Annotated in this window: 20 protein-coding genes; 10 read left to right on the forward strand and 10 right to left on the reverse strand. The window is 46.1% G+C overall.

Translation table 11 applies throughout. From position 1 onward, the window contains the following. Positions 1–32 precede the first annotated feature (32 nt). A complete protein-coding gene (locus MKY87_RS21560) occupies positions 33–1,748 on the reverse strand; it encodes a sigma-54 interaction domain-containing protein (protein WP_340966137.1) in 1,716 nt (571 codons plus the stop codon). A 453-nt stretch (positions 1,749–2,201) separates the two neighbouring features. Between MKY87_RS21560 and MKY87_RS21565 the strand changes: the two genes are divergently transcribed. Further along, the gene (locus tag MKY87_RS21565; RefSeq protein ID WP_340966139.1) at positions 2,202–3,269 is read left to right on the forward strand and encodes a hypothetical protein; all 1,068 of its coding nucleotides are present in this window, start codon (positions 2,202–2,204) and stop codon (positions 3,267–3,269) included. 229 nt (positions 3,270–3,498) lie between these two features. On the opposite strand, the gene MKY87_RS21570 is transcribed toward MKY87_RS21565, so the two are convergent. Continuing rightward, positions 3,499–4,422 (reverse strand): proline dehydrogenase family protein, encoded by a 924-nt coding sequence (locus MKY87_RS21570; RefSeq protein ID WP_339785869.1) that lies wholly within the window; start codon positions 4,420–4,422, stop codon positions 3,499–3,501. 214 nt (positions 4,423–4,636) lie between these two features. On the opposite strand from MKY87_RS21570, the gene pruA reads away from it, so the two are divergent. Both pruA and rpoN read left to right on the forward strand, forming a co-directional pair. Beyond that, positions 4,637–6,184 carry an L-glutamate gamma-semialdehyde dehydrogenase gene (pruA, locus tag MKY87_RS21575; protein ID WP_339785868.1) on the forward strand — a complete coding sequence of 516 codons (1,548 nt, stop codon included), beginning with the start codon at positions 4,637–4,639 and terminating at the stop codon, positions 6,182–6,184. Positions 6,185–6,312: 128 nt separating this feature from the next. Beyond that, complete coding sequence (gene rpoN / locus MKY87_RS21580; protein ID WP_339785867.1) at positions 6,313–7,617, forward strand: RNA polymerase factor sigma-54; 1,305 nt, start codon at positions 6,313–6,315, stop codon at positions 7,615–7,617. 124 nt (positions 7,618–7,741) lie between these two features. Here the strand turns inward: rpoN and MKY87_RS21585 are convergent, their stop codons facing one another. Beyond that, on the reverse strand, positions 7,742–9,175 hold the full coding sequence (locus tag MKY87_RS21585; protein ID WP_339785864.1) for an aspartate ammonia-lyase: 1,434 nt from the start codon (positions 9,173–9,175) through the stop codon (positions 7,742–7,744). A gap of 334 nt (positions 9,176–9,509) precedes the next feature. On the opposite strand from MKY87_RS21585, the gene MKY87_RS21590 reads away from it, so the two are divergent. The 3 genes from MKY87_RS21590 (at position 9,510) to MKY87_RS21600 (ending at position 12,811) form a co-directional block, all read left to right on the forward strand. Next, positions 9,510–10,787, forward strand: coding sequence for a methyl-accepting chemotaxis protein (locus MKY87_RS21590; protein ID WP_017690252.1), 1,278 nt, complete (start codon positions 9,510–9,512; stop codon positions 10,785–10,787). 198 nt (positions 10,788–10,985) lie between these two features. After that, on the forward strand, positions 10,986–11,831 hold the full coding sequence (locus MKY87_RS21595; RefSeq protein ID WP_339785861.1) for a hypothetical protein: 846 nt from the start codon (positions 10,986–10,988) through the stop codon (positions 11,829–11,831). 272 nt (positions 11,832–12,103) lie between these two features. Continuing rightward, complete coding sequence (locus MKY87_RS21600) at positions 12,104–12,811, forward strand: stalk domain-containing protein (RefSeq protein WP_339785859.1); 708 nt, start codon at positions 12,104–12,106, stop codon at positions 12,809–12,811. Positions 12,812–12,959: 148 nt separating this feature from the next. On the opposite strand, the gene MKY87_RS21605 is transcribed toward MKY87_RS21600, so the two are convergent. After that, entirely contained in the window at positions 12,960–13,934 is a 975-nt protein-coding gene (locus MKY87_RS21605; RefSeq protein ID WP_074093825.1) for a ring-cleaving dioxygenase, read from the reverse strand. A gap of 455 nt (positions 13,935–14,389) precedes the next feature. Between MKY87_RS21605 and MKY87_RS21610 the strand changes: the two genes are divergently transcribed. Next, entirely contained in the window at positions 14,390–15,151 is a 762-nt protein-coding gene (locus tag MKY87_RS21610; RefSeq protein WP_339785857.1) for a YwaF family protein, read from the forward strand. Between the two features lie 139 nt (positions 15,152–15,290). Here MKY87_RS21610 and MKY87_RS21615 read toward each other — a convergent pair whose 3' ends face one another. The 3 genes from MKY87_RS21615 to MKY87_RS21625 form a co-directional block, all read right to left on the reverse strand. Then, entirely contained in the window at positions 15,291–16,085 is a 795-nt protein-coding gene (locus MKY87_RS21615; RefSeq protein ID WP_036612094.1) for an SDR family oxidoreductase, read from the reverse strand. A gap of 203 nt (positions 16,086–16,288) precedes the next feature. Further along, entirely contained in the window at positions 16,289–16,552 is a 264-nt protein-coding gene (locus MKY87_RS21620; RefSeq protein WP_036612099.1) for a YqkE family protein, read from the reverse strand. Positions 16,553–17,036: 484 nt separating this feature from the next. After that, complete coding sequence (locus MKY87_RS21625; protein WP_339785854.1) at positions 17,037–17,684, reverse strand: peptidylprolyl isomerase; 648 nt, start codon at positions 17,682–17,684, stop codon at positions 17,037–17,039. Positions 17,685–17,941: 257 nt separating this feature from the next. Here MKY87_RS21625 and MKY87_RS21630 point away from each other — a divergent pair, with 257 nt between their 5' ends. Further along, on the forward strand, positions 17,942–19,156 hold the full coding sequence (locus tag MKY87_RS21630; RefSeq protein WP_340915294.1) for an MFS transporter: 1,215 nt from the start codon (positions 17,942–17,944) through the stop codon (positions 19,154–19,156). A gap of 299 nt (positions 19,157–19,455) precedes the next feature. On the opposite strand, the gene MKY87_RS21635 is transcribed toward MKY87_RS21630, so the two are convergent. The 3 genes from MKY87_RS21635 to MKY87_RS21645 form a co-directional block, all read right to left on the reverse strand. After that, entirely contained in the window at positions 19,456–19,650 is a 195-nt protein-coding gene (locus MKY87_RS21635; protein ID WP_340966141.1) for a hypothetical protein, read from the reverse strand. 39 nt (positions 19,651–19,689) lie between these two features. Further along, on the reverse strand, positions 19,690–20,061 hold the full coding sequence (locus MKY87_RS21640) for a hypothetical protein (protein WP_036611534.1): 372 nt from the start codon (positions 20,059–20,061) through the stop codon (positions 19,690–19,692). Positions 20,062–20,183: 122 nt separating this feature from the next. Then, positions 20,184–20,345 carry a hypothetical protein gene (locus MKY87_RS21645; protein WP_017690239.1) on the reverse strand — a complete coding sequence of 54 codons (162 nt, stop codon included), beginning with the start codon at positions 20,343–20,345 and terminating at the stop codon, positions 20,184–20,186. Positions 20,346–20,490: 145 nt separating this feature from the next. Here MKY87_RS21645 and MKY87_RS21650 point away from each other — a divergent pair, with 145 nt between their 5' ends. Both MKY87_RS21650 and MKY87_RS21655 read left to right on the forward strand, forming a co-directional pair. Further along, positions 20,491–20,772, forward strand: coding sequence for a hypothetical protein (locus MKY87_RS21650; protein ID WP_017690238.1), 282 nt, complete (start codon positions 20,491–20,493; stop codon positions 20,770–20,772). Between the two features lie 189 nt (positions 20,773–20,961). Then, positions 20,962–22,824 carry a HAMP domain-containing sensor histidine kinase gene (locus MKY87_RS21655; RefSeq protein WP_340966142.1) on the forward strand — a complete coding sequence of 621 codons (1,863 nt, stop codon included), beginning with the start codon at positions 20,962–20,964 and terminating at the stop codon, positions 22,822–22,824. The last annotated feature ends 15 nt before the right edge of the window (positions 22,825–22,839 follow it).

Here is a 22,839-nt window from a genome sequence, read left to right on the forward strand (position 1 = left end):
TAATACCGATCATAACGACAAGAAGAGGCTGGTCATAGACCAAGCCTCTTCATGCGATTATAGAGCGTTGCTCTGGAGATGCCGAGTTGTTTGGCGAGTGTTCGTTTGTTGCCACCTGCTGCTTTCAGATATTGAATTAGAAGTTTCGCCTCATAAGTATCCAATTTTTGCTGGTAGGTAACGTTGGAGACAAGTTCGGAATCATCTGAATGATCTAATTCGTCCGCATTTGCAACCGTTCGAGGTTCTTGTTCTGGTTCTGCTCCCGCCAAATCCTGACGTTGTTGATTTTTGCTGTAGGCATGTGAATGAATGCCAGAATTCAGTTGAACTTCGGACTGTTCTTGCATGATGAGGGAGGTAATGGTATCAGGCAGGTATTCCTGCTTCACCTCACCATCTGTCGTCAGAATGGTCAGGCGTTCGATCACATTTCGTAGTTCACGTACATTGCCTGGCCAATCATACTGGAACAGCAACTTGAACACTTCAGGTGGAACCAACTCAATATGACGGTTATAGAGCAATGAGAATTCTTGAAGGAACGTCTGGGTTAATTCATATATATCTTCCTTGCGCATGCGCAAAGGAGGGATCACAAGGTTAATGACATTCAGCCGATAGTAGAGATCTTCCCGGAATTGATTGCGGGCAATCATACTTAATAGATTCTGATTGGTCGCAGCGATAATCCGGCAGTTGGCCTGTTTCATGCGCGTTCCCCCCACAGGAAAGTAACTCCTCTCCTGCAACACCCGAAGCAGTTTCACTTGCAATTCCAATGGCATCTCACCGATCTCATCCAGAAAAAGAGTCCCCCCTTCGGCAAGCTCAATCTTGCCCTTTTTGCCTTTGGGATCCGCGCCTGAGAACGCGCCTTTCTCATAGCCGAATAATTCACTTTCAAACAATGAAGCAGGAATTGCCCCACAGTTAATAGCGATAAACGGTGCAGTCTGCAATTCACGAAGATCATGAATGGCTTTGGCGAATAACTCCTTGCCTGTGCCGCTCTCTCCGAGGATAAGTACGGTTGCTGAGGTGGTACTGATCTTGCGAATGGTCTCCAAGCACTGCTTGATGACTAAGCTGCTGCCCTTGATTCTGGCGAATGGATCTAATTCGGGGCGTAGCCGAGCAACGGCTTTCTCCAGATGCTGGACTTTGGAAGTCATATGTAATAGTTCCTGATGTAATCGTATTTCGGTTGTTATATCCACTTCAGCAGCAACTGCACCCACAATATGTCCATCCAGTTGGACAGGACGAGCATTAATCAGGGCGAACAAGTCGGGTCTTGGCTGATGCTGTTTGCGGTAGACCGTTTCACCGGTATACAACGTCTTGAGAGATTGTAGCCGATCTGGAGGAAAAAAGTCCGCTGCGGGTTGTCCGATGATGTCTTTTTTGCTGATCGAAAAAACATGCTCCGCGCCAGTTGTCCAGTAGGCCACCTTGGCGTCTTCATTAATTAATGTCAGAGCTGAACCCGCTGTCTCCAGTGTGGTCTCAAAATAAGCTTCTATTAAGCGATGGGCATGCATCATGGCATGCAAAACATCGGATACGGCGATATATCCCAAAAGGGGGCCATCATCCTGAATGAATAGATAAGAAGATGTGTCGAATAAGCAGAAGGCATCTATCAACGATGTTGATGACGGAATGGTAAGTGTGGGGAGGTCTGTATCCAGAACATCCATATCCGTACGCAATAAAGACATTAATTCTGGAAGTAAATGTTTCATCGATATCACCTCAGTTAGAACATAACTTTTGGAAACAACTTCTTTTACACGAGTTACTTACAAAGTAATCTACATATGAAATGACTGGAGAATGATGGTTACCCATATTATAACTTTCCAGTTGTAGTGTGTATATATTTTTTGACATGAAGCATACATGTTATCCGCACAGAAGAGATAAATGTTGAATTTTCATTTCTTTTATTCCCTTTTAATATTATTTCAAGGAATTAATGCTAATTCATATGAAGCATTTAGTGATATGGGTAAGGGTTGAGTTAATAAAATTGACATTTGAAAAAACAGATTAAACGGTTATTTCTCAATCTGCTACACGGACAGTTGAAGTAATTATTCATATAAAACATGAATTGTCCACACCATTAAGAAACTTCTGAATAATGCTATATGAAGGCTCAATCCGCATGAAGAAGAATAAAGGAGGGTGATGAAATGGCCATTCTATCAACTGGGCCCATTGAGAATAATATTTCAGGGATAACAGGGATCAGACCGACTCAATCCGTTACGGTCAAAATCGATAACCGGAATGCGACAGAAATGTTCACGGTGCTTCTTCGGGGCTATTACCTTAATGGAGTCAGAACATTATATGTAGAAGAACTGCTCAATGTATCACCTAATCAGGTCATCACCAAAGTTTATAATGGGAATTTTGATGCTTTTGAGTTTGTATTTTCAACCTCAGACACGGCTGCTCCAGAAGCACAAATATCCGTATGGGGTAAAGATGGCGAAGGCGAATTAGTCGCGGCTCACCGATTGGTATCCCAGGAGTTGTTGGGAGAAACGCTGAGCACAACGGGTGTGACAGGGGCCACGGGCGTCACAGGAGTTACGGGTGTGACAGGGACCACAGGAGTTACTGGAGTGACAGGAGCGACGGGCATCACGGGCATCACGGGCATCACGGGCATCACGGGAAGCACCGGTGCCACCGGAGTAACAGGAGCCACGGGCGTTACAGGAGTAACAGGAGGCACTGGCGTTACGGGAGTAACAGGAAGCACTGGGGTTACCGGAACAACAGGCGTCACCGGAGTAACCGGAACGACAGGTGTCACTGGAGCAACCGGTACAGCAGGGCAAGGGTTGTCCTCGTACGCTTATATTTTTAATACATCAGCTCAAACTGTAGCTATTGAAGCGGATGTAATCTTCGACAGCAACGCAAATCTTACCGGTATTATTCACACGGCCAATACCGCTGCGATTATTATTGGTAATGCCGGGGACTATGCGGTGTTTTTCAACGTTGCAGGTGTGCAGGCAAACCAATTCACCCTTTATCAAAACGGAGCCCCTGTAGGTGGCAGTGTCTATGGTTCAGGAGCTGGCACTCAACCGAATCCAGGCATGGTCATTATTACGGCTGCTCCCGGTGATGTGCTGACATTGCGGAATCATTCCAGCGCATCAGCTGTTGGTCTGCAAACACTAGCAGGTGGAACACAGACAAATGTTAATGCTTCTATTCTTATTCAACAGTTAAGCAGTTAGCCTTTTCGAGCTTGTAATTTTGATTAATAAATGGGTGTGTCCAAAAAAATAGACATTTAAAATTGGGGATGCTAATTTTTTAGACATTAAGAGAAGAACCGGAGAAAAGGAAAGTTGGATGATCTGGTAAAGTGTTTGTACAGAAAAAACCATGTGCCCAGAAAGAAAGAGGCAGCATGGTTTTATTTTTGCTGTTTTTTATTTATATATTGATACAGCTGGAAAATAACTATCGGAACATATTCTTAACGACCATCCAGAGATTAGCCGGTTTTTCAGCCAAACGACGGGTATAGTACGGATACCACATGGTGCCATAAGGTACGTAACAACGAATGCGATAGCCTTCTTTGGCGAGACGTTCCTGTTCGCTCATGCGCAGACCATATAACATCTGAAATTCAAAGGCATCCGGCGAAATTCCCCGATCCTTGGCGTATTGTTTCGTCCAGTTAATGATGTGATCATCATGCGAGGCAACTGCAGTGTACACACCCTGATCGAGGTGATTACGAATCATCGTTTTGAATTGATGAATGACTTCAGAAGCATTCTGATAGGCGACTGATCCGGGTTCTTTGTAAGCACCTTTAACCAGACGAAGCCGAATGCCTTCCCGAATCATATCACGTGTATCTTCTTCGGTGCGATGCAGGTAGGCTTGCAATACTGTGCCTGTATTATGCAGTCCTTCCGAGTGCAGTCTTCGAACCATATCCAGCGTCGCTTGAGTAAATGGACTATCCTCCATATCAATTCGAACAAATAGATCATGCAATTTGGCTTGTGCGGCAACGGTACGGATATTTCGATAACCCTCTTCCGGGTCGAGTGCGAGGCCCATCTGGGTTGGTTTCAGCGAGACGTTGGAGTCTGCTCCTTCACGTGCAATGCCTTCTACCAGTCGTACATACTCATCCCTGTATAATGCCGCTTCGCTCATGCGGGTGATACCTTCGCCCAAGTGATCGAGCGTAGCCATAATGCCTTTATTATTGAGTATGTGGATCTCTTGGAGAGCTTCTTCCAAGGTGTTTCCTGCAATAAATTTGCCTGCCAGCTTCTTACCATATCTAATGGACAGGTTCTCTACTGCTTTGTTGCCTGCCACGGTTAATAAGGTTTTGCGATATATTTCCGTTCCCACACTCATCTTCGTTTCCTCCTTCAGCATTGTGCATCCTTAATTCAAGCAAGAAACGTGCCAGAACCAGCAAGATTCAATGTTTTTTATTTTTCAGTGAAAAATATTTCAATCTCAACCGGAGTTGGCACGGATTTTGCTACATATATTTGGTGATGAGTAACATGCAAAATAATTCAGGCGAGCAGCCAGCGAACCCCACATCCTGAAGGAGGAATCATTGATGAATATCCCTTTTGTTAACGAACCATTCACACCCTTTGCAGTCCAGGCGAACCAGGAAGCATTTGAAGACGCACTTCGTCAGGTAGAAGCTGAACTTGGGCAGGAATACCCGATTATTATTGGTGGGCAAAAAATAACAAGCAGCCGCACGTTAACTTCCGTGAATCCCGCAGCCAAAAATCAAGTTGTCGGAACGATCCATCAGGCAGATCAGGAATTGGCCGAAAAGGCCATTCAGACAGCGGCGGAGACATTCCACACATGGAAACATACTGACCCGAATGAACGGGCTCGTTATCTATACAAAGCCGCTGCCATTATGCGTCGTCGCAAGCATGAGTTCTCCGCATGGATGGTTTATGAAGCCGGCAAGACTTGGCCTGAAGCCGATGCGGATACAGCGGAAGCCATTGATTTTATGGAATTTTATGCACGGGATATGCAGCGACTGAGTGAACCGCAGCCCCTCGTGCGGATTGCAGGGGAAGATAATGAACTGAGTTATATACCGCTGGGCGTTGGTGTTGTTATTCCACCTTGGAACTTCCCGCTGGCGATTATGGCAGGCATGACCTCTGCTGCACTGGTCTCCGGCAACACGGTGGTATTAAAGCCTGCCAGCACAACTCCGGTGATTGCAGCGAAGTTTATGGAGCTGCTCGCAGAAGTTGGCCTGCCGGATGGCGTCGTGAACTTTTTACCAGGACCAGGCAGTGAAGTGGGCGATTATCTCGTGGATCATGCGCTCACCCGGTTTATCAGTTTCACCGGTTCCAGAGACGTAGGACTGAGAATTAATGAACGTGCAGCATGTACAGCACCAGGTCAGAAGTGGATTAAACGGGTCATTGCAGAGATGGGCGGCAAGGATTCCATCGTAGTAGACAGTGACAGTGATCTGGAACTCGCGGCAGAGTCCATTACCGCTTCGGCATTTGGTTTCTCAGGACAGAAATGTTCGGCGTGTTCCCGTGCCATTATTCATAAGGATGTATATGATGAAGTATTGCAAAAAGTGATTGAACGGACACAGAAACTGACGATGGGCAGTCCACTCGAAGTTGGCAGTCAGGTTGGGCCGGTTATCGATGACAAGGCATATGCAAAGATCACGGAATATATTGAAATTGGCAAGGGTGAGGGGCGTCTTGTGCACGGTGGCGGTACAGGGAACGTTGAAGGTTATTTCATTGAACCAACCATAATTGCCGATGTGGACCCGAAAGCCCGAATTGCTCAGGATGAGATTTTTGGACCTGTGCTTGCGTTCATCAAAGCAGAATCTTTCCAGGATGCATTGGATATCGCCAATAATACAGACTATGGTCTGACCGGCGCGGTGATTTCACGTAATCGTGAACATCTGGAACAGGCAAGACGCGAATACTTTGCGGGTAATCTGTATTTCAACCGGAAATGTACCGGAGCACTGGTAGGCACACATCCATTTGGCGGATTCAACATGTCAGGCACGGATTCCAAGGCAGGTGGAAGAGACTATCTGTTGTTGTTTACCCAGGCAAAGCTGGTATCGGAGAAATACTAGACAGAAACCCATGATCCGACTAAAAACTTCTTACATTTGCTTGAATAGTATGCTATTATCCCTGCAAATCCTTTTGTTCGTATAAGAAACATAGATGCTTATTGCCGAAGGCATAAGGAGGGTAACGGATGTTAGGTGTTCAGTTGGTGCAGGAACAACGTATTCGGCTGTCCATCACGCCGGAGATGAAACAATCCTTTCATTTGCTAACCATGTCTGGCCAGGATCTGACTCGTTACTTGCTGGACGCAGCAGAGGAAAATCCAGTACTTGAACTGGAAGAACAAGCTGCGCCCCTCGCCCGGATTCCGCGGCGAATGGATCAGCGCAGGTATGATTCCTACGATCCGCTGCTTCAGGCCAAAGGTGCTGAACCTACTCTGGAACAATTGCTGATTACGCAAATTCGAGTGATGACAATTCCAGACGAATTGGAAAATATGGCAGTATATTTGGCAGGGTGCGTTAATCATGATGGTTATCTGACGGTTGAACTGGCAGAGGTGCAAGCAACACTTGAGCTTCCGATGGGCAAGATTGCAGCGGGACTGGAGCTTCTCCAATCGCTGGACCCTGCTGGTGTAGGGGCGCGGAATCTGCAAGAATGTCTGTTGCTCCAGATCAGACGTGATCCATTGGCTGTTCAGTACGCTGAACGTATGGTGGAAGCCGGATTGGAAGCACTGGTTCCTTTTCACCCAGGTAGAACAGGACGTCGATTAGGCATGACTTCGCAAGAGGCTCAGACTGCCTATGACTATATTGCACGTCTCGATCCCAAGCCCTGTCGATCCATCGGATGTACAGAACGGCCACATTACATTATTCCGGATGCCATTGTTGGGGTGCGTAACGGTGAGGTCCATTATAGTTTGCATGCAGCAGGTAACCCTCGTGTATCGATGAATGAAGTGTGCTTCCGCTGGATCAGGGAAGAGGCTCCTGACGAAATCTGGGCAACCCGAGCGGCAGAGGCGAGGGCTATCATTCGGAGTGTACACTTGCGGCGCAGGACTTTAGTGCGTGTGCTGGCGGTAGTGATGGAAGAGCAGAAGCACTTTTTGGTCAAAGGCCCATCCGGGCTAAAACCGCTTAATCTGGGTGTTATTGCAGAGAAGATTGGCATGCATGAATCAACGGTAAGTCGTGCGGTGAACGGTAAATACATTGAGACCCCACATGGTGTATATGAACTCAGGGCTTTTTTTGCCTCGGGAATCAGTACAACGTCAGGGGATAAAACATCGGCATCAGCGGTAAAACGCAGATTAAAAGAAATCATTCGCATGGAACAGGCTCAGCGTCCATACTCGGATAGTCATTTGGCCACACTGCTGGCCGAGGAGGGGATTGTCATCTCCCGCAGAACGGTTGCCAAGTACAGGGAGGAACTTCAGATTCTGCCTTCCCTTGAGCGTAAACGGTGGATTTAATTGAATAGCTGGCGTCTTATCATCTCTGAATACAAGAACCCCCGCAAACCGGATGAATGGTCTGCGAGGGTTCTTGTTAATTATTCGTTCGTGTTTGGGTTGCTGCATCAGTTTTCCTGATTACCTACAAACGTTCCATATTACGCAAGAAGTGTTCTCCGGCAATCCCTGGTGTAGTCATCTGTTCCGGATGAAGAATCTCTTCCAGTTCTTCCGGTGTCAGCAATCCGCGTTCGAGAATAATCTCTTGCAAGGAAAGTCCAGTCTTGAGCGCTTCCTTCACGATGGAAGCTGCCACATTATAACCTAAGTGCGGATTCAACGCCGTAACCACACTGAAACTTTGCTTCATGATTAATTCGCAGCGTTCACGGTTAGCTTCCATCTCTTCAACTGCATAACGTGTGAACACATCGATGCCGTTATTCATAATTTTCAGCGATTGCAGCAAGTTGAACGCAATAACTGGGCCCATGACATTCAGCTCGAATTGACCGGCTTCACACGCCATACAGATCGTATGGTCGTTCCCCATCACCTGGAAGGATACCTGGTTAATGACTTCCGCCATAACCGGGTTGACTTTGCCCGGCATAATGGACGAACCTGGCTGACGTGGTGGCAGGCGCAGTTCATTGAATCCTGCACGTGGACCTGAAGCCATCATGCGAATATCATTACAGATTTTGGACAGGCTGACTGCACATACCTTCAGCGCCGCTGAAAGTTCCAGATAGGCATCCGTGTTCTGTGTTGCATCCACGAGATCCTCAGCAGTTTGCAGGGGCAATCCGGTAACATCAGACAGGTGTTCCGTAACCTTAACGATATATTCGGGTTTGGCATTAAGTCCAGTACCTACCGCAGTTGCACCCATGTTAATGGTAAGCAGGCGGCGATTGGCGAATTCAAGACGCTCAATATCCCGTCCGATTACACGGGCATAAGCTCCGAATTCTTGTCCAAGGCGAATAGGTACGGCATCCTGAAGATGGGTACGGCCAACCTTGACCACATCGTTGAATTCCACTTCTTTTTTACGGAACGCATCCTGTAGTCTTCTCATGGTAGCGAGTAACGTCTCCGACAGTTGGTACGCTGCAATGCGCAGTGCTGTAGGAACCACGTCATTAGTAGATTGGGACATGTTCACATGATTATTGGGATTGCAATGGAAGTAGTCTCCCTTGCTTTTGGTTAACAGTTCCAGCCCGCGGTTGGCCAAAATTTCGTTCATATTCATATTCATGGAGGTGCCTGCACCGCCCTGAATGGAGTCTACAATAAAATGATCCAGATGATGGCCTTTCATCATTTCTTCAGCCGCCATGACGATCACCTCGCCAATCTTGCTTGGCAGCATCTTCAACTCCATGTTGGTAATCGCTGCTGCCTTCTTCACCGCAGCCAGAGCCGTGATCAGCTCCCGGTGTACCGGAACGCCGGTAATCGGGAAGTTTTCCACGGCCCGTACCGTCTGAATTCCGTAATAAGCATAAGCCGGGATTTCTTTTTCACCGATAAAATCTTTCTCCGTCCGTGTGGACATAGTAGACATCTCGTTCGCCTCCAGTGGCATCAATAAAAATAGTTCGGCTCCAGCGTTGCTGAAGCGCACTCAGTATATCATTTAAGCAAAATGGATGCCAATCTAAATCATTTGGCCTCTTGTGCCGATAATAAATAAAATTAGGGATTTTAAATGGAATATTATTCAATTTTTAAGAAAGGGAGGGGCGGCCAAGCTTGTCTTATACATTATGCGCTTTATGGTAGAGAAGTCATGCATGAACGGCAAGTATGGGGGAAATAGAACGGTTTCAGTGATGTATATCACATGAAATTTGGTACATGATTGGTAAAATAGGAAAAAAGGACTACGGGGTGTGCACATGAAATGGACTTTAGGAGCAAAGACTGTCGCAGGTCTGGTACTGATTTCGATTATTACCTACGGAACTAGCGGCTTTTTTATATTTTTTGTCAAAGACTGGATTACGTTAGATATTCCGAATTGGGTATACATATCGATTATCCTGATCATGGGAGTATGCTGGAACGGGATTCTGGGATGGTTTGCTTCACGCTGGCTGACTCGTCCAATCGTCCACCTGTCCCGGGCTGCGCAACAGGTTTCAGCGGGTGATCTGACAACCGAAATTCCGCAGCGACGCACGCAAGATGAACTTACCGTATTATATGATGCTTTTCGCGCAATGGTTTCTAACCTTCGAAGTATTGTAAATGATATTGCAGACAGTACAAGAACGACTTCACAGAACGCACAGTCTCTGAGTGAAGCGATTACCCAGGCCGCCGAACAGATCGAGATGATGTCGGATGCGGTAGATCATATTGCGGTAGGCGTAGAAGAGCAGAAGGTTACTTCCCATCAATCTCTGATCACTGCGGATGAGATGCTGAACGATTTCCAGCGTATGCATAGCCAGTCCATGGACATGACAGAGATGTCCGGTCAGATGGAACGATCGGTGGATCATACAAAACAGACTTTCTCATCGTTGATGAAAGGGATGGACGAGCTGGCCGAGTCGCACAATCGTTCCCGCGACATTATGCTGTTGCTGGAGAAGGAAGCCTCCGATATCGAGGTAATTACCCAATCTGTCAAAAACATCGCTGAGGAAACAGGGTTACTTGCCCTGAATGCTTCCATTGAGGCTGCACGAGCTGGCGAAGAAGGTTCTGGTTTTGCAGTCGTGGCGCAGCAGATCCGCAAGCTGGCAGACGAAAGTAAGGAATCGGTACACCGTATTAATGAGCTGATTAGTCGTGTGCAGCAGCGGATCAGGGAGACAGCCCAACTGTCTCATGAGCAGCATGGTCTCGTGGTTAATGAATCGGAGCGGACCGTCTCTGTGGATCAGACGTTGCATGAACTGACAGGAACGGTGGAAGTATTTATGAAGGGTGCGCATGATATCGGTTCCAAGATTGCAGAACAGACTGGTCGCGTGGAACAAACGCACGGTCATGTGAAGAAGATCCAGGGGAAAGCCGGATCGTTCTCGGATGAGGCGAGACGAATTATGGATGCCGCACACGAAGAGACAGCCATCATGGAGGAGATTTCATCCTCGGCGGAAGAACTGAGACAATTAACCGATCGGTTATTGGACAAAACCAAAGCATTCCGAATGCAGCCTTAAGCTGTGTTCGGGATTTTTTTTGTTTTTGGAGAACAGTTTTGGTATGATAATTTGCTTATTCTGGTTAAAGCCGAACGTTCTTTCGTGAAAACGGAAATTTGTAAAGATTATTTTATGAAAGATTAACAAATTCGCAACTTGCAGGCGATAAATGAAGATATAATAGGATTATCACAACAGATAAAGGAGCCCAGTATATTGAAAACTTGGACAGGTATCCTGCTGATGATTATTTTGGCGGTAGCTACGATTAGTACAACTTCGGCTGCCAGAACCATGAATGAATCGCAAAAACAGCTTAATATAGATGATCAATCCAGCCAGACCGCAGAGGTCGAGGCTTCCAATATAGATAAACTGCATGACACAGCGAAGACAACACAGGAATCCATTCCTGTGAAAGATGAATACGTTTCGGTAGCTCCAGAGAATGAGAACGTCAGATTATACCCTATGAAAGTTGAAGGTTCAGGATATATATACAACGGAATGATTTTGGAAGTGGACGGCAAGACAAGAGAATTTAGTGATTGGCAGGGAGAAGGCGGGTCTTACAAACCCGAAGTGCACGAGCTGGATCTGAATGGAGACGGCCAGAAAGAAATAATCGTTTTGTACACGGAAGGTCATGGAACAGGTATTTATTTGGGACAAGCACGTATCATTGATCCGGTAACGCTGGAAGAGATGAAGATGCAATCTCTGGATGAGATTGCAAAACAGCATGTGAAGTCGAAAGTTACGGTTAGATCAGACCGCGTGGATGTTGATGTCGCCGTTGATGGCGTCCAAGCAGAACCTTTACGGATCGAGGGAGATACGAGTGGCGGCGTATATAACGAAGAGTTGGGATTTGGTGGAGTAACCTATTACAGTGTGGAGGATGGCCAACTTGTCGTATCAGCAGCAGGATCTTATGGTGCAGCTTTATATGCTGGTGATCTGACATTTGCTTATGAGTATCAAGATGGCGAGTGGAAGGCTGTAGATTTGAAGTACAGCATGGAAGTGTATGAAGAAGAATATTATGAATCTTTTGATTGATATCATTCTGTTGAAATCGTAGTGCAGCGGGGATTGGAAGTAGTTCTCAAAGTGTGGGGGTTAGTGAGCATCTGATAAGAATATCTTCCTTTCTATCTTTGCGGACAGTAAGGAACAGGGCGAGGCTGAAAAAAATCGGGACATACAGCCTCGTTTTGTGCTGCTCGGAAATAGGCAATGTGTACTAAAAGCGTAGGAAACAATTGACATTATCACTTTAGTGGTTTAAATGTATAAAGGACAAATCATTTTAACATTCAGGAGGGATTTTGATGAAGAAAAAGGTTGTACTGGGTTTGATGGTAGGCACATTAACTCTTGGGATCGGGACGGGTGCACTCGCAGCAACAGGGTTGGAACAGATTAAAGCCTATCTAAACAGCAAGATTACGCTGAAAATGAATGGTGCCACGGTGACAGCCAAAGATGCCAATGGTAAAACGGTGTTGCCTATCACTTACAACGGAACGACTTATTTGCCTGTGCGTGCTGTGGGATCATTGCTTGGGACAGAGATCACTTATGACAGTGCAACTTCATCCGTCCTGATTGGCGGAACGAATGGATCTGCGCCCGTAACCAACGGAAAAGTAACGCTGAGTGCACTTGGAACATCCGTACTGGGATCTACTGCTTGGCACACCAAAGATCCTAAGGATACCACATATAAAGGCAAGGATTACAAGGATGTTTATCTGCATAATGATCCTACGAAACAGGGGGATGATATCCAGATTAATACGGGTAAAAAGTATTCTTCTCTGCACTTGGAACTTGCCGCGCTAACAGGAAATCAGGAGATTCATATCTATGATCAGGATCTCGCGACACTCAAAAAGTTCAATATCACTCCAGAAAACGGTATGATGAGTCTGGATGTGGATGTTAAAGGTACAGACGCTGTCTATGTCGAGATTGTATCTGAAGATCCGGGTTCGGCTCTGTTTGTACCGCTCACAACATCGTATCTGACGAAGTAAAACACAATCTGCAAGTTTGCCACGTTACAGAAGGGGCAAGGCAAACATAAACATAAAAAACGATGATTCACTAGGCAATTTCTGAACCGTATCCGTTATTCAGAGTTGCCTGGTGAACATCGTTTTTATTTTTGTTTTGTTACGAATATTAGCGGATCATGGTATCCAGTGGTTTCAGGTTCGCTTCAATCTCAGCGCGGCGTCCTTCTAGAAACGGAGGCAGCGCCAGTGATTCACCCAGATGCTCCAATTCTTCGTCTGTATCAAATCCCGGACCATCGGTTGCAAGTTCGAACAAAATACCATTTGCTTCACGGAAATATAGGGAGCGGAAGTAGAAGCGATCTACAAACCCTGAGTTAGGGAATTGGAAGTTATGAACCCGTTCCACCCATTGTTTGAGTTCTTCCTCATTATCCACACGGAACGCAACATGGTGTACGCTGCCACGTCCAGGACGCTCTTGGGCAAGGTCATTCCGTTCCTCAACATGAACCTCGGAGCCGCTGCCACCTTCGCCGGATTCAAAAACGAGTACATCAGGCTGACCTGGAGTAAAGGCAGGGTAACTTCCTTTAGCTCTGAAACCGAGCAGTTCGGTAAGAACCGGAGCGGTAAGGGAAGCATCTTTTACCGTAAGATGGATAGGGCCTAGGCCTACAATGCCATACTCGGCAGGTACAGGGCTCTGATCCCATGGTTTACCACCAGCGACACCTGTATTGTTTTCATCCGAGACCAGAATCAGACGTTGTCCTTCAAAGTCTGTGAACGAGAGCGTGGCACGGCCACCCCGTTCAACAATCTCTCCATGTGGGACTTCGAATTCGTCAAAACGTTGCTGCCAGTACGTAAGTGCCGCATCACTTGGAACGCGCAGTGACGTTCCAGATATGCTGTTCACCCCTTCACGAGTCTGTCCGGCCATCGGAATCTCGAAGAAGGTAAGTTCGGTACCCGGATTACCTTTCTCATCGCCATAGAAGAGATGGTAGACGGACACGTCGTCCTGGTTGACCGTTTTTTTAATGAGGCGCAGACCCATGATATTAGTGTAGAAACGATAGTTCTGATCGGCATGTGCTGTTAGAGCTGATACGTGGTGAAGTCCTTTGATTTGCATAATAATTCCTCCTAATTAGGTTATACGTTCAACTAAGGATTATTTACACTGGCACTCCGATGACAGAACAACCTTCCGATCGCTGTTATCCCCAGATTTTTTGATCCTTTTTAAAAGGGGAAATCCGGGGATAGCATATGCTTCCGATGTAGCTTTCTTTCAGAAAGCTTTTAGGCGAACGCTCCGCTTCTTCAGGTTTTTTCTGTCCTCTCCGTTATCATGTAAATGTTTAGTTGAACATTTGTTGAGTGCTGTATTTGTATTATTTCGATTAAGAAAGTTACTAACTTTTCGTTTGTTTTGTTTCTGAATTTATCTTAACATAAAGATATTTAAATTACAATGCTTATTTAGAATTCCAACTGGACAGTAATTTCATTCAATGGCAAAATGAAAAAGTTAACATTAAAGAGAGATAATGTTGGTGAGATGCTTGTAAAGGAGAGAAGAGATGCATGGCGTATCCACCATGGCTGGACCCTTATGACGCAGAGCCGTTTATTCTGTTCTCCACTTCACATATCGTTTCCATTAGCGTAATTACAGCAATGATTGTACTGCTGTTTTTGCTTCGACACCATCTTCGATCATGGTCAGAGAGGGCACGCCGCATACTGCGGATTGTTCTGGCCTGCATCATGTTTGCCTGCGAAATCATGCTGCAGCTCTGGTATGTGTACGGAGGGATATGGAGCCTGCAGACGTCACTGCCACTCGAACTATGCAGTCTGTCTCTGCTATTATCGGCGTTGTTACTACTGACACGCAGTCGACTGTTACATTCTGCACTGCTGTTTGCAGGCATTGCTGGAGCCCTTATGGCGATCCTGACTCCTAATCTGGGTTATGGTTATGCACATTTTCGATTCATTCAATTTTTCGTCGCTCATGCCTGCATCATTCTGGCTTTACTCTACATGACCTGGGTGGAACAGCTGCGACCTAGCTGGAGATCTGTAGCAGGTTCGATGATATTTGTGAATGTGGCAGCATTAATCGTATATGTTGTAGATGTCATGCTTGACGCGAATTATATGTTTTTGAGACACAAGCCGAGTACACCCTCGGTGCTTGATATGTTAGGTCCGTATCCCATGTACATCCTTGGGGAAGAGATACTTGCGCTTGTTTTGTTCTCACTAATGTACATTTTGCTCTTTGCCATTCCAGACCGGTTGAAGCATCGTGTGAAAAAAGGTAAAAGTTCCGCGGTGTAGTGATAATCCTTGTAGTTGCAACTGCGCAGGATTATAAACTTCTTATAAATAAAACATCCCGCAGTAATCTGACTGGATCAGATCGCTTGCGGGATGTTTGGGCGTTGTCCCTGAAAGGGGGCCAACTTATATTTATATTTTATCCACGGAGCAGAGATTCCGCACCATCCACATAGATTCGTGTACCTGTAACATGAGAGGCTTCATCGGAAGCAAGGAACAGAACGAGGTTTGCCACTTGCTTCGACGTTCCAGGTTCGCCCTTGAGCGGATGTTCATGACCCTCAGGGAATTCAACAGGAATCTGTACTTCTTTCAGATCATCCGACGGGTAGGTGTTATCATCGATGTTGGTATCGATGGCTCCTGGGCAGACGGCGTTTACACGGATCTTATAACGAGCCAGCTCCAGTGCAGCCATCTTCGTAAACGCAGTTTGTCCCGCTTTGCTGGAAGCGTATGCAGAGAAACCGATCCCTGAGAAGACCCGGTTACCGTTGATAGAACTGGTGATAATGATGCTTCCGCCGTGTTCTTTCAGATGGGGGATGGCATATTTGACGGTTGCGAAGGTTCCGCGCATATTGATCTCCATCGTCTGGTCCCAGTCCTCGATTTCCATCGTTTCAATCGGGGCCATCGTTCCGTTAATGCCGGCATTCGCAAATATGATATCCAGTTTACCCGCTTCAGCCGCAGCCTGATTGATCGCCTTTTGCACATTGTCCGGTTTGGAGATATCACATTCGATCACATACGCTTCTCCGCCAGCCTTTTCAATCGTCTGCTTGGTTTCCTCCGCATTTTCGGGTGTGCGATCCAGCATGTACACTTTGGCCCCATGCTCGGCGAAACGAATAGCGGTAGCCTGACCAATCCCCGATCCACCTCCGGTTACAATCGCGACTTTGCCTTCCAAACGTTGTTCTGTCATCTCTGATCCCTCCATGAGTTAGATTATCGTTGTACGCTCTACTTCTAACATACCCGGCTCAAGATGCGTGAATCATATGTGTATTATCAAAAAGAACAGGACCGCAATGCGGCCCTGTTCTTTGAACAGATCATCTTCATGATCTGTCTGCTGTAATATTATTTTGGCATGTGTGAGAAGACACCCTTAGGTCATGCCCTGGTTTACTTATGTTTCTTCCAGTCCATAGCGCTGTTATTAAGCAAATATTCGAAGTCGTTATCCCGGCGCTTCTGCTCCGCTTGGCGAGCTTCTTCTGCTTGCTGACGTTCCTGCTCTTTAAGAGCCGCTTCGGCAGCCTTGGCTTCATCCGCCTGAGCTTTCAGCTTCTCCAGCACATCACTGCTAAGCAGATCCTTCAGTGTTGTGGGTTTATCCTGTGCTACTGCTGCTTTGGGAGCAGGAGTGCGTTTTTTGGATTTTGCCATAGGAAAATCTCCTTTCCAAACATGAATCAGGTTCCATTTAACGTACAGTAGTCATAGTATATCAGGTTCCCGTAAAGCATTCCATGAATCTGCGGAACAAAAGCAGGAAAACGAGGGTTGCGTGACGAATGAAAACGGGTATAAAATCATATACTATTACCGATACTGCGACTATTCCCTGGAGAAAGGAGTCGTTGTTCGTGGAAGTAAACCGTGGTTTACTGAAAGGGCTTGCATGGGGCGTTGCCTTTAGCTGCCCGTTATGGATTGCGATTATCGGCTGGTTACGTTTGATGGGATGGATGTATTGAGGATGATGCCGGAAGAGGTCATTTTTTATAAAGTCATAGATGTAACCGCTGTCATTAAAATCAAAAAATAAAGCTCTGCCTTGCGAGATTCGCAAAGGACAGAGCTTTTGTTTGTTTAGATTTCATTAACAAGTCATAACCATGGATTATCATCCGTTTGGCATGGAAGTTCATTAAGGCATTTTTACCGGCTCTGGATATTCCAGACCGTGGGTGTCTACCGTAACTTTTTTCATAACTTGATCGGAAACCGGTTTGTCAGCTTCGCCGATTTCCTGAGCTGCAATACCATCAACAACTTCCATACCTTCGGTCACTTTACCAAAAGTAGCATATGCATTATCCAAATAATCAGCATCTGCTAACATGATGAAGAATTGGGAGCCTGCGGAGTCCAAATCATTTGTACGCGCCATGGAGATAACCCCACGCGTATGATTCAGATGGTTTTTATGACCATTGGATGTAAATTCCCCTTTGATCGTATAACCTGGGCCGCCTGAACCGTTACCATTTGGATCACCACCCTGAATCATGAAGCCCGGAATGACCCGGTGAAAGATCAGGCCGTCATAGAACCCTTTATTCGCCAGTGAGATGAAGTTGTTCACCGTATTGGGGGCGATTTCGGGATATAGCTCAATGACAATCTTCTGTCCATCTGCCATTTCAATGGTAGCTACCGGATTGGGGCCCGTTGGTTCAACTGGAGCTGGTGTTTCTGTAGCGCCACTTGAAGGGCGTCCACAACCACTAATGACGATAAGCAGCATCGCGAGAACCAACGAAACTACTGTGTTTTTTTTCCACCGTAAAGACATGAAAACGTTCCTCCTTGCATCTCTGCATTATATATTTGCTCCAAAATCATATTTGGATATTTACCCAACTATCATACCGTTTTTGTGGACAGGATGGCAATGTAATACATGTGTTTATGGTGAACAAGGGATGGCCTTCATGGAATGATGGGTGTAAAATAAGGAAAATGCTTCCGCATCGGGGACGTACGGGTCTGTTCCGTCCGCTCCAACACACGGCAGTCCCGGCGTCAGTAACGGAAAGGGCGTGCGGGTATATGAACTTCTCGTGGAAGCGCAATCTGGTCATATTGTGGATTGGTGTATTTTTTTGCAGCACCGCGTATTCGATCTCGATTCCATTTCTGCCCCTGTTTCTAAGTGCTGACTTGGGGGTTCGTGATCACCTGGAATTATGGTCAGGATTGGCATTTGGCATTACGTTTCTTGCGAGTGCACTCGTGTCTCCGTTCTGGGGATCACTGGCTGACAAATACGGACGCAAGCCCATGCTGATCCGGTCGGGATACAGCCTTGCCGTCTTGTATTTAATCAATTATTTCGTGCAGGACCCGTATTCGCTGATTGTTGTTCGATTGTTTCAGGGTCTGCTTGCAGGGTTTGTTCCAGCTGCGATTGCCCTGGTAGGTACGAATACACCTGAAGAGAAGACTGGTTATGCACTTGGTATTATGTCCACTGCAGGAGCCACTGGTGGTATTATCGGACCGTTAATTGGTGGCGTGGTGAGTCATTATTATGGCAACCGGAATGCATTTTTGTTTTCGGCTATTGTTGTGTTAGTCTCAGCAATCATCGCAACCTTCTGGGTAAAAGAAGAGAACTTCAACCGGAACAAAGCTCGTTCCCACGTCATGGATGACATTCGTGAAGCGAGAGCGAATCGTTTGTTTATGACGGTGCTTGGCATGATGGGCATATGTACATTCTCCGTCATGATTCTGGAGCCACTATTGACGGTCTATGTGATGGAGATGGGCGTTCAGCCGGATCGTGCCTCACTCAGCTCGGGTATTATTTTCTCAGCGGTGGGGGTAGCAACAGTTATTATGGCGCCGCGGTGGGGCAAGATTGGTTCAAGGATTGGATACGGTAAAGTGTTGATCATTGGACTGGTTGGTGGGGCTGTAGGGAATCTTCTGCAGTTCTTTACAACAGGTTATATCGCATTCGGCATTTTAAGATTTGTGTACGGTTTATTCTTTGCGGCTGTATTTCCGGCAATTAACGCCATGATTGTGCAGGCTACCGCATCGAGTTTCCGGGGAAGGGCCTTTAGTCTGAATCAATCCGCTGCCCAGATCGGGACGATGGCGGGACCGATCATCGGTGGTGTACTTGGGGGCTGGCTGCCGATACGCTGGATTTTTATCATTAATGGACTTGCACTGATCATCACTGCGATTGTAGCGAAGTGGTCTGGATTGGATCACAAACTGCCCGTGGCAAGTAAGGTTTCTGCTAAACAGTGAAGCTGAGTTGTAAAGAGAAATTGAACTTACAAGTAACGAAACGAAAAAAGATGACGCTGTGAAATTACAGACGTCATCTTTTTTAAGTCTAATACGGATCTATATAAGTTAAACTAATCTTTTACACGAGAATGTAGAGGGCAGAAATAATCTGAAGAAACGGAGTGCTCGCCTTTATCACCGGATTATTACCTTTGAAAAGTGAATCAAAAAATCTGGGGATAACAGCGATCAGAAGGTTATTCTGTCATCGGAGTGGCAAGTGTAAAACTCTTTAGTTCAATTTTTATAGGGAGCCTTTAATGGTCATCTGAAGAGGGCTTACGAGAAGCCTTCTCTTTAGGAATGGCATGCTCGACCGCATCACGTTGATCCTCATCCTCAAGCGCTTCGGGGAAGGAGTCCTCAGTGAACAGTCCGAAATTCGGGTCAATATCCCGTTCGGTCACGAGATTATCCGGTTCATGCACATGCTTTTGGCGATCTTCCTTCATCGTGTATGCACCTCCTCATTCAGGATGTCATAACAGCTGTTAATGTCGTGGTGGAATGTCGTTCTCTGGTTTGGCATCCGCACCAGCACCATTAAGCAGATCGGTACCATGCAGCGCATCCGGATCGGGTGCAGCAGGATCAACCGGACTGTTCGGTTGCAGAAGATCTGCATCCGGTACAGATTCCAGCGGTGTCTCAGCCAAACGTGAATCCAATTCCGGCTCGTCCACAGCGGTTGCGGCTACGGGGGCCAGATCCGAATCTTCCGTTACAATCCGTCTGCCGGAAACTTCATCAAAGGTATCCATATCGCCTTCCGGGACTTCCGTTTCTGGCGGAATATCGCGGGACCTCTGATAACGGTCATAATAGCGGTCGCTCTCTTCGTTACTAATTGGTTTGTCAGACATGAGTAACACTTCCTTTCGTTGTCGGTTGCCCAAATGTTTCTTACCCCGTAGTTACCCAAAGCGCTAGTGTTGTAATCTTGCACAGGTTATTATCTCCGGGTGTTCACTACGATATGAATGCCTTAGAATTTGGGGAATACATATTTAACCAAGAAGTATAAGAATCCGAAAAAGATAATGATATATGCGGCATATTTAATAAATGTGGAAGCGACCATACTTGAATCCGATTTATGCTGAACATCCTTATGTTCCACCTCAACCGTACGATGGGGCTCATTCATTGTAATCATCTCCTTAGCGTGTTTGTTTGCTTTGAGAAACCATTACACCCGGAACAAAGGATTGAATCGCAGCCACCGTTTTTACAGCTTTTCCTGTTTTGCCTATGTTATGATGAAGCTTGAATATGTAAGGGAGGAATTTCATGTGGACTGGTTTACACTGGGCAATATGATCACACGCATCCGTATCGGACAAAAGGCGTCCACACCCGGGTTCTCCCGTACCGTCATCCGTCGTCCGGATGGTTTGTTTTGGGTAGGCGGTATATGGTCCGGGCAAGTTGTACAGTTACGAGATTTCCTTTTCTCAGACATATGGACCATCTATGATGATGAGGAGACAGAGCAGTGGCTTGAATTTCGCAGTCAAGTTGAACAGAAAGAACGGGAAATGATAGTGAACCAGTTCGAAGACCTGCGTGATTAATCGGATAACTTTAACAATAAAATGGAAATAAGACTATAAATCGACTTAAATGTGAAATTTCATTTTATCTCAAGAAGGTGACGTGACAAACGGTGGCGAATGATAAATGAGAGAATTTAAGATAGGGAAAATTAGAACTTTGAGGTGCTGTGAATGAAAAATGTGCCCAAAGCTATCGTCATCTTATGGATGAGTGTATTGATTATTCTAGGCATGCCACATGGGATAGTCTTTGCAACTACAGGAGCGGTTCAGCAACCTGTATCCATTACAGGATGGGAAGTAAAATGGGGGAACGTTGACGATCAAGGGTTCATCAGTGAGGTTAAGGGAGCAGACGAGATATGGGAAAAGCAGGGCAGCGATAAGTTAGAGTATAGCAATACGGATCGATCGAATTCCTTATGGACACGCCTGACCATCCCTGAATTGAGTGAGGAAAGTTCAGCCATTCGATTTGAGAACATTAAAGGCAATCATATTGTCATCTATCTGGAAGACCGCAAGGTCTACGAGAACTACCATTACAATTATGATAATAATGCTGTGTTGCTGCCCTTATCCAGCGAAAATTCAGGTGACACGCTCTATGTATGGTCGCAAAATGAGAAAGGCCGTCTGGGGATACAAGGTACTGTTCAGGTTGGACCTTATGCCGCGTTACAGGAGAAATATATTCATAACGGACTTATTGATGTAATTTTGGGCGCGACCTTTGTTTTCACAGCGATTACGATGCTGAGTTGTACGTTCTTCCTTGGCAAGTTCCATAAGGGATTATGGATCTCGCTATGCATCGTAATGGGTTCCATCGGCACGATGATCATTACGTACTCGCAATTTTTGTATACGTTCTATCAGGTATATGGTGACCTGTATTCCGTAGTCTTTGATCTGGCGATGCTGCTGGGTATGCCAGCGCTATGTTATTTTTTTGAACAGATTATCGGACCAGGACTGCATGGGATCTTCACCAAACTGCGAAAAATACTATTCATATATTCAGTTATCGCTGTGTTCTCTCTATTTATCTATGTTACTTCAGGTGGGCAATGGGAGATCCTCTACAATCTGCTCGTACAGCGTGTGGTTGGCATGGTGCTGGTCATTCTGCTGACAATCCTGTTGGTGGGTACCATCGCCAAAGCGCTGCAACGAAATAGGGAAGCTATGCTGCTTGCGACGGGATTCGGTACATTTGCCTTGATCAGTGTGGCTGAACTGTTGTGGTATTATCAGCGGAGTGGAACGTATCATCTGTTATGGTGGAAATGGTCCATGGTTGCATTTGTGATCTCGTTGATTGCCATTCTCGGAAGTCGTTTTGCCGAAAAACATACCAAAGTTTTAGAGTATTCCAAGGAACTGGAGCTGTTCAACAATGAGTTGCAGCGATCCGAAAAGATGGAGATTATTAGCGAACTGGCCGCTTCCGTTGCCCATGAAGTACGTAATCCACTTCAGGTGACAAGAGGGTTCTTGCAACTTATGACGGAACAGGAAGACAACAAAAATAAGGGGTATGTGCGAATTGCACTGGAAGAACTTGATCGGGCTTCGGGCATCATAACGGATTTTCTTACCTTTGCCAAACCTGAGTTTGACCATATTATCTCGCTCAATATCTCGGATGAGTTCAATCATATTGAAGGCATTCTTGTACCGATGGCTAATCTGGAAGGTGGTAAAATCACCACTGACATTCCGCCAGATCTATATATTCGAGGCAATTCCTCGAAGTTCAAGCAGGCTTTTATCAATATTATTAAGAACAGTATTGAAGCTCTGCAGGGACAAGGCCAGATTGATATCTGGGCGTACAAGCAGGACGGAATGATTAAGGTGCATGTCAGGGATAACGGAGAAGGAATGGACGAGGAAGCACTTTCCCGGTTGGGCGAGCCTTATTTCTCCAATAAAATCAAAGGCACAGGCCTCGGCATGATGGTGACATTCCGAATTGTTGAAGCGATGCAAGGACAGATCAGCTTTACAAGCACCAAAGGGGTAGGAACAGAAGCGGTTGTATCTTTTGCCGAGTTCGTCGATTGACGAACTCACAGAAGG

The sequence above is a fragment of the Paenibacillus sp. FSL R7-0198 genome (genome assembly GCF_038000415.1).
Taxonomy (GTDB): domain Bacteria; phylum Bacillota; class Bacilli; order Paenibacillales; family Paenibacillaceae; genus Paenibacillus.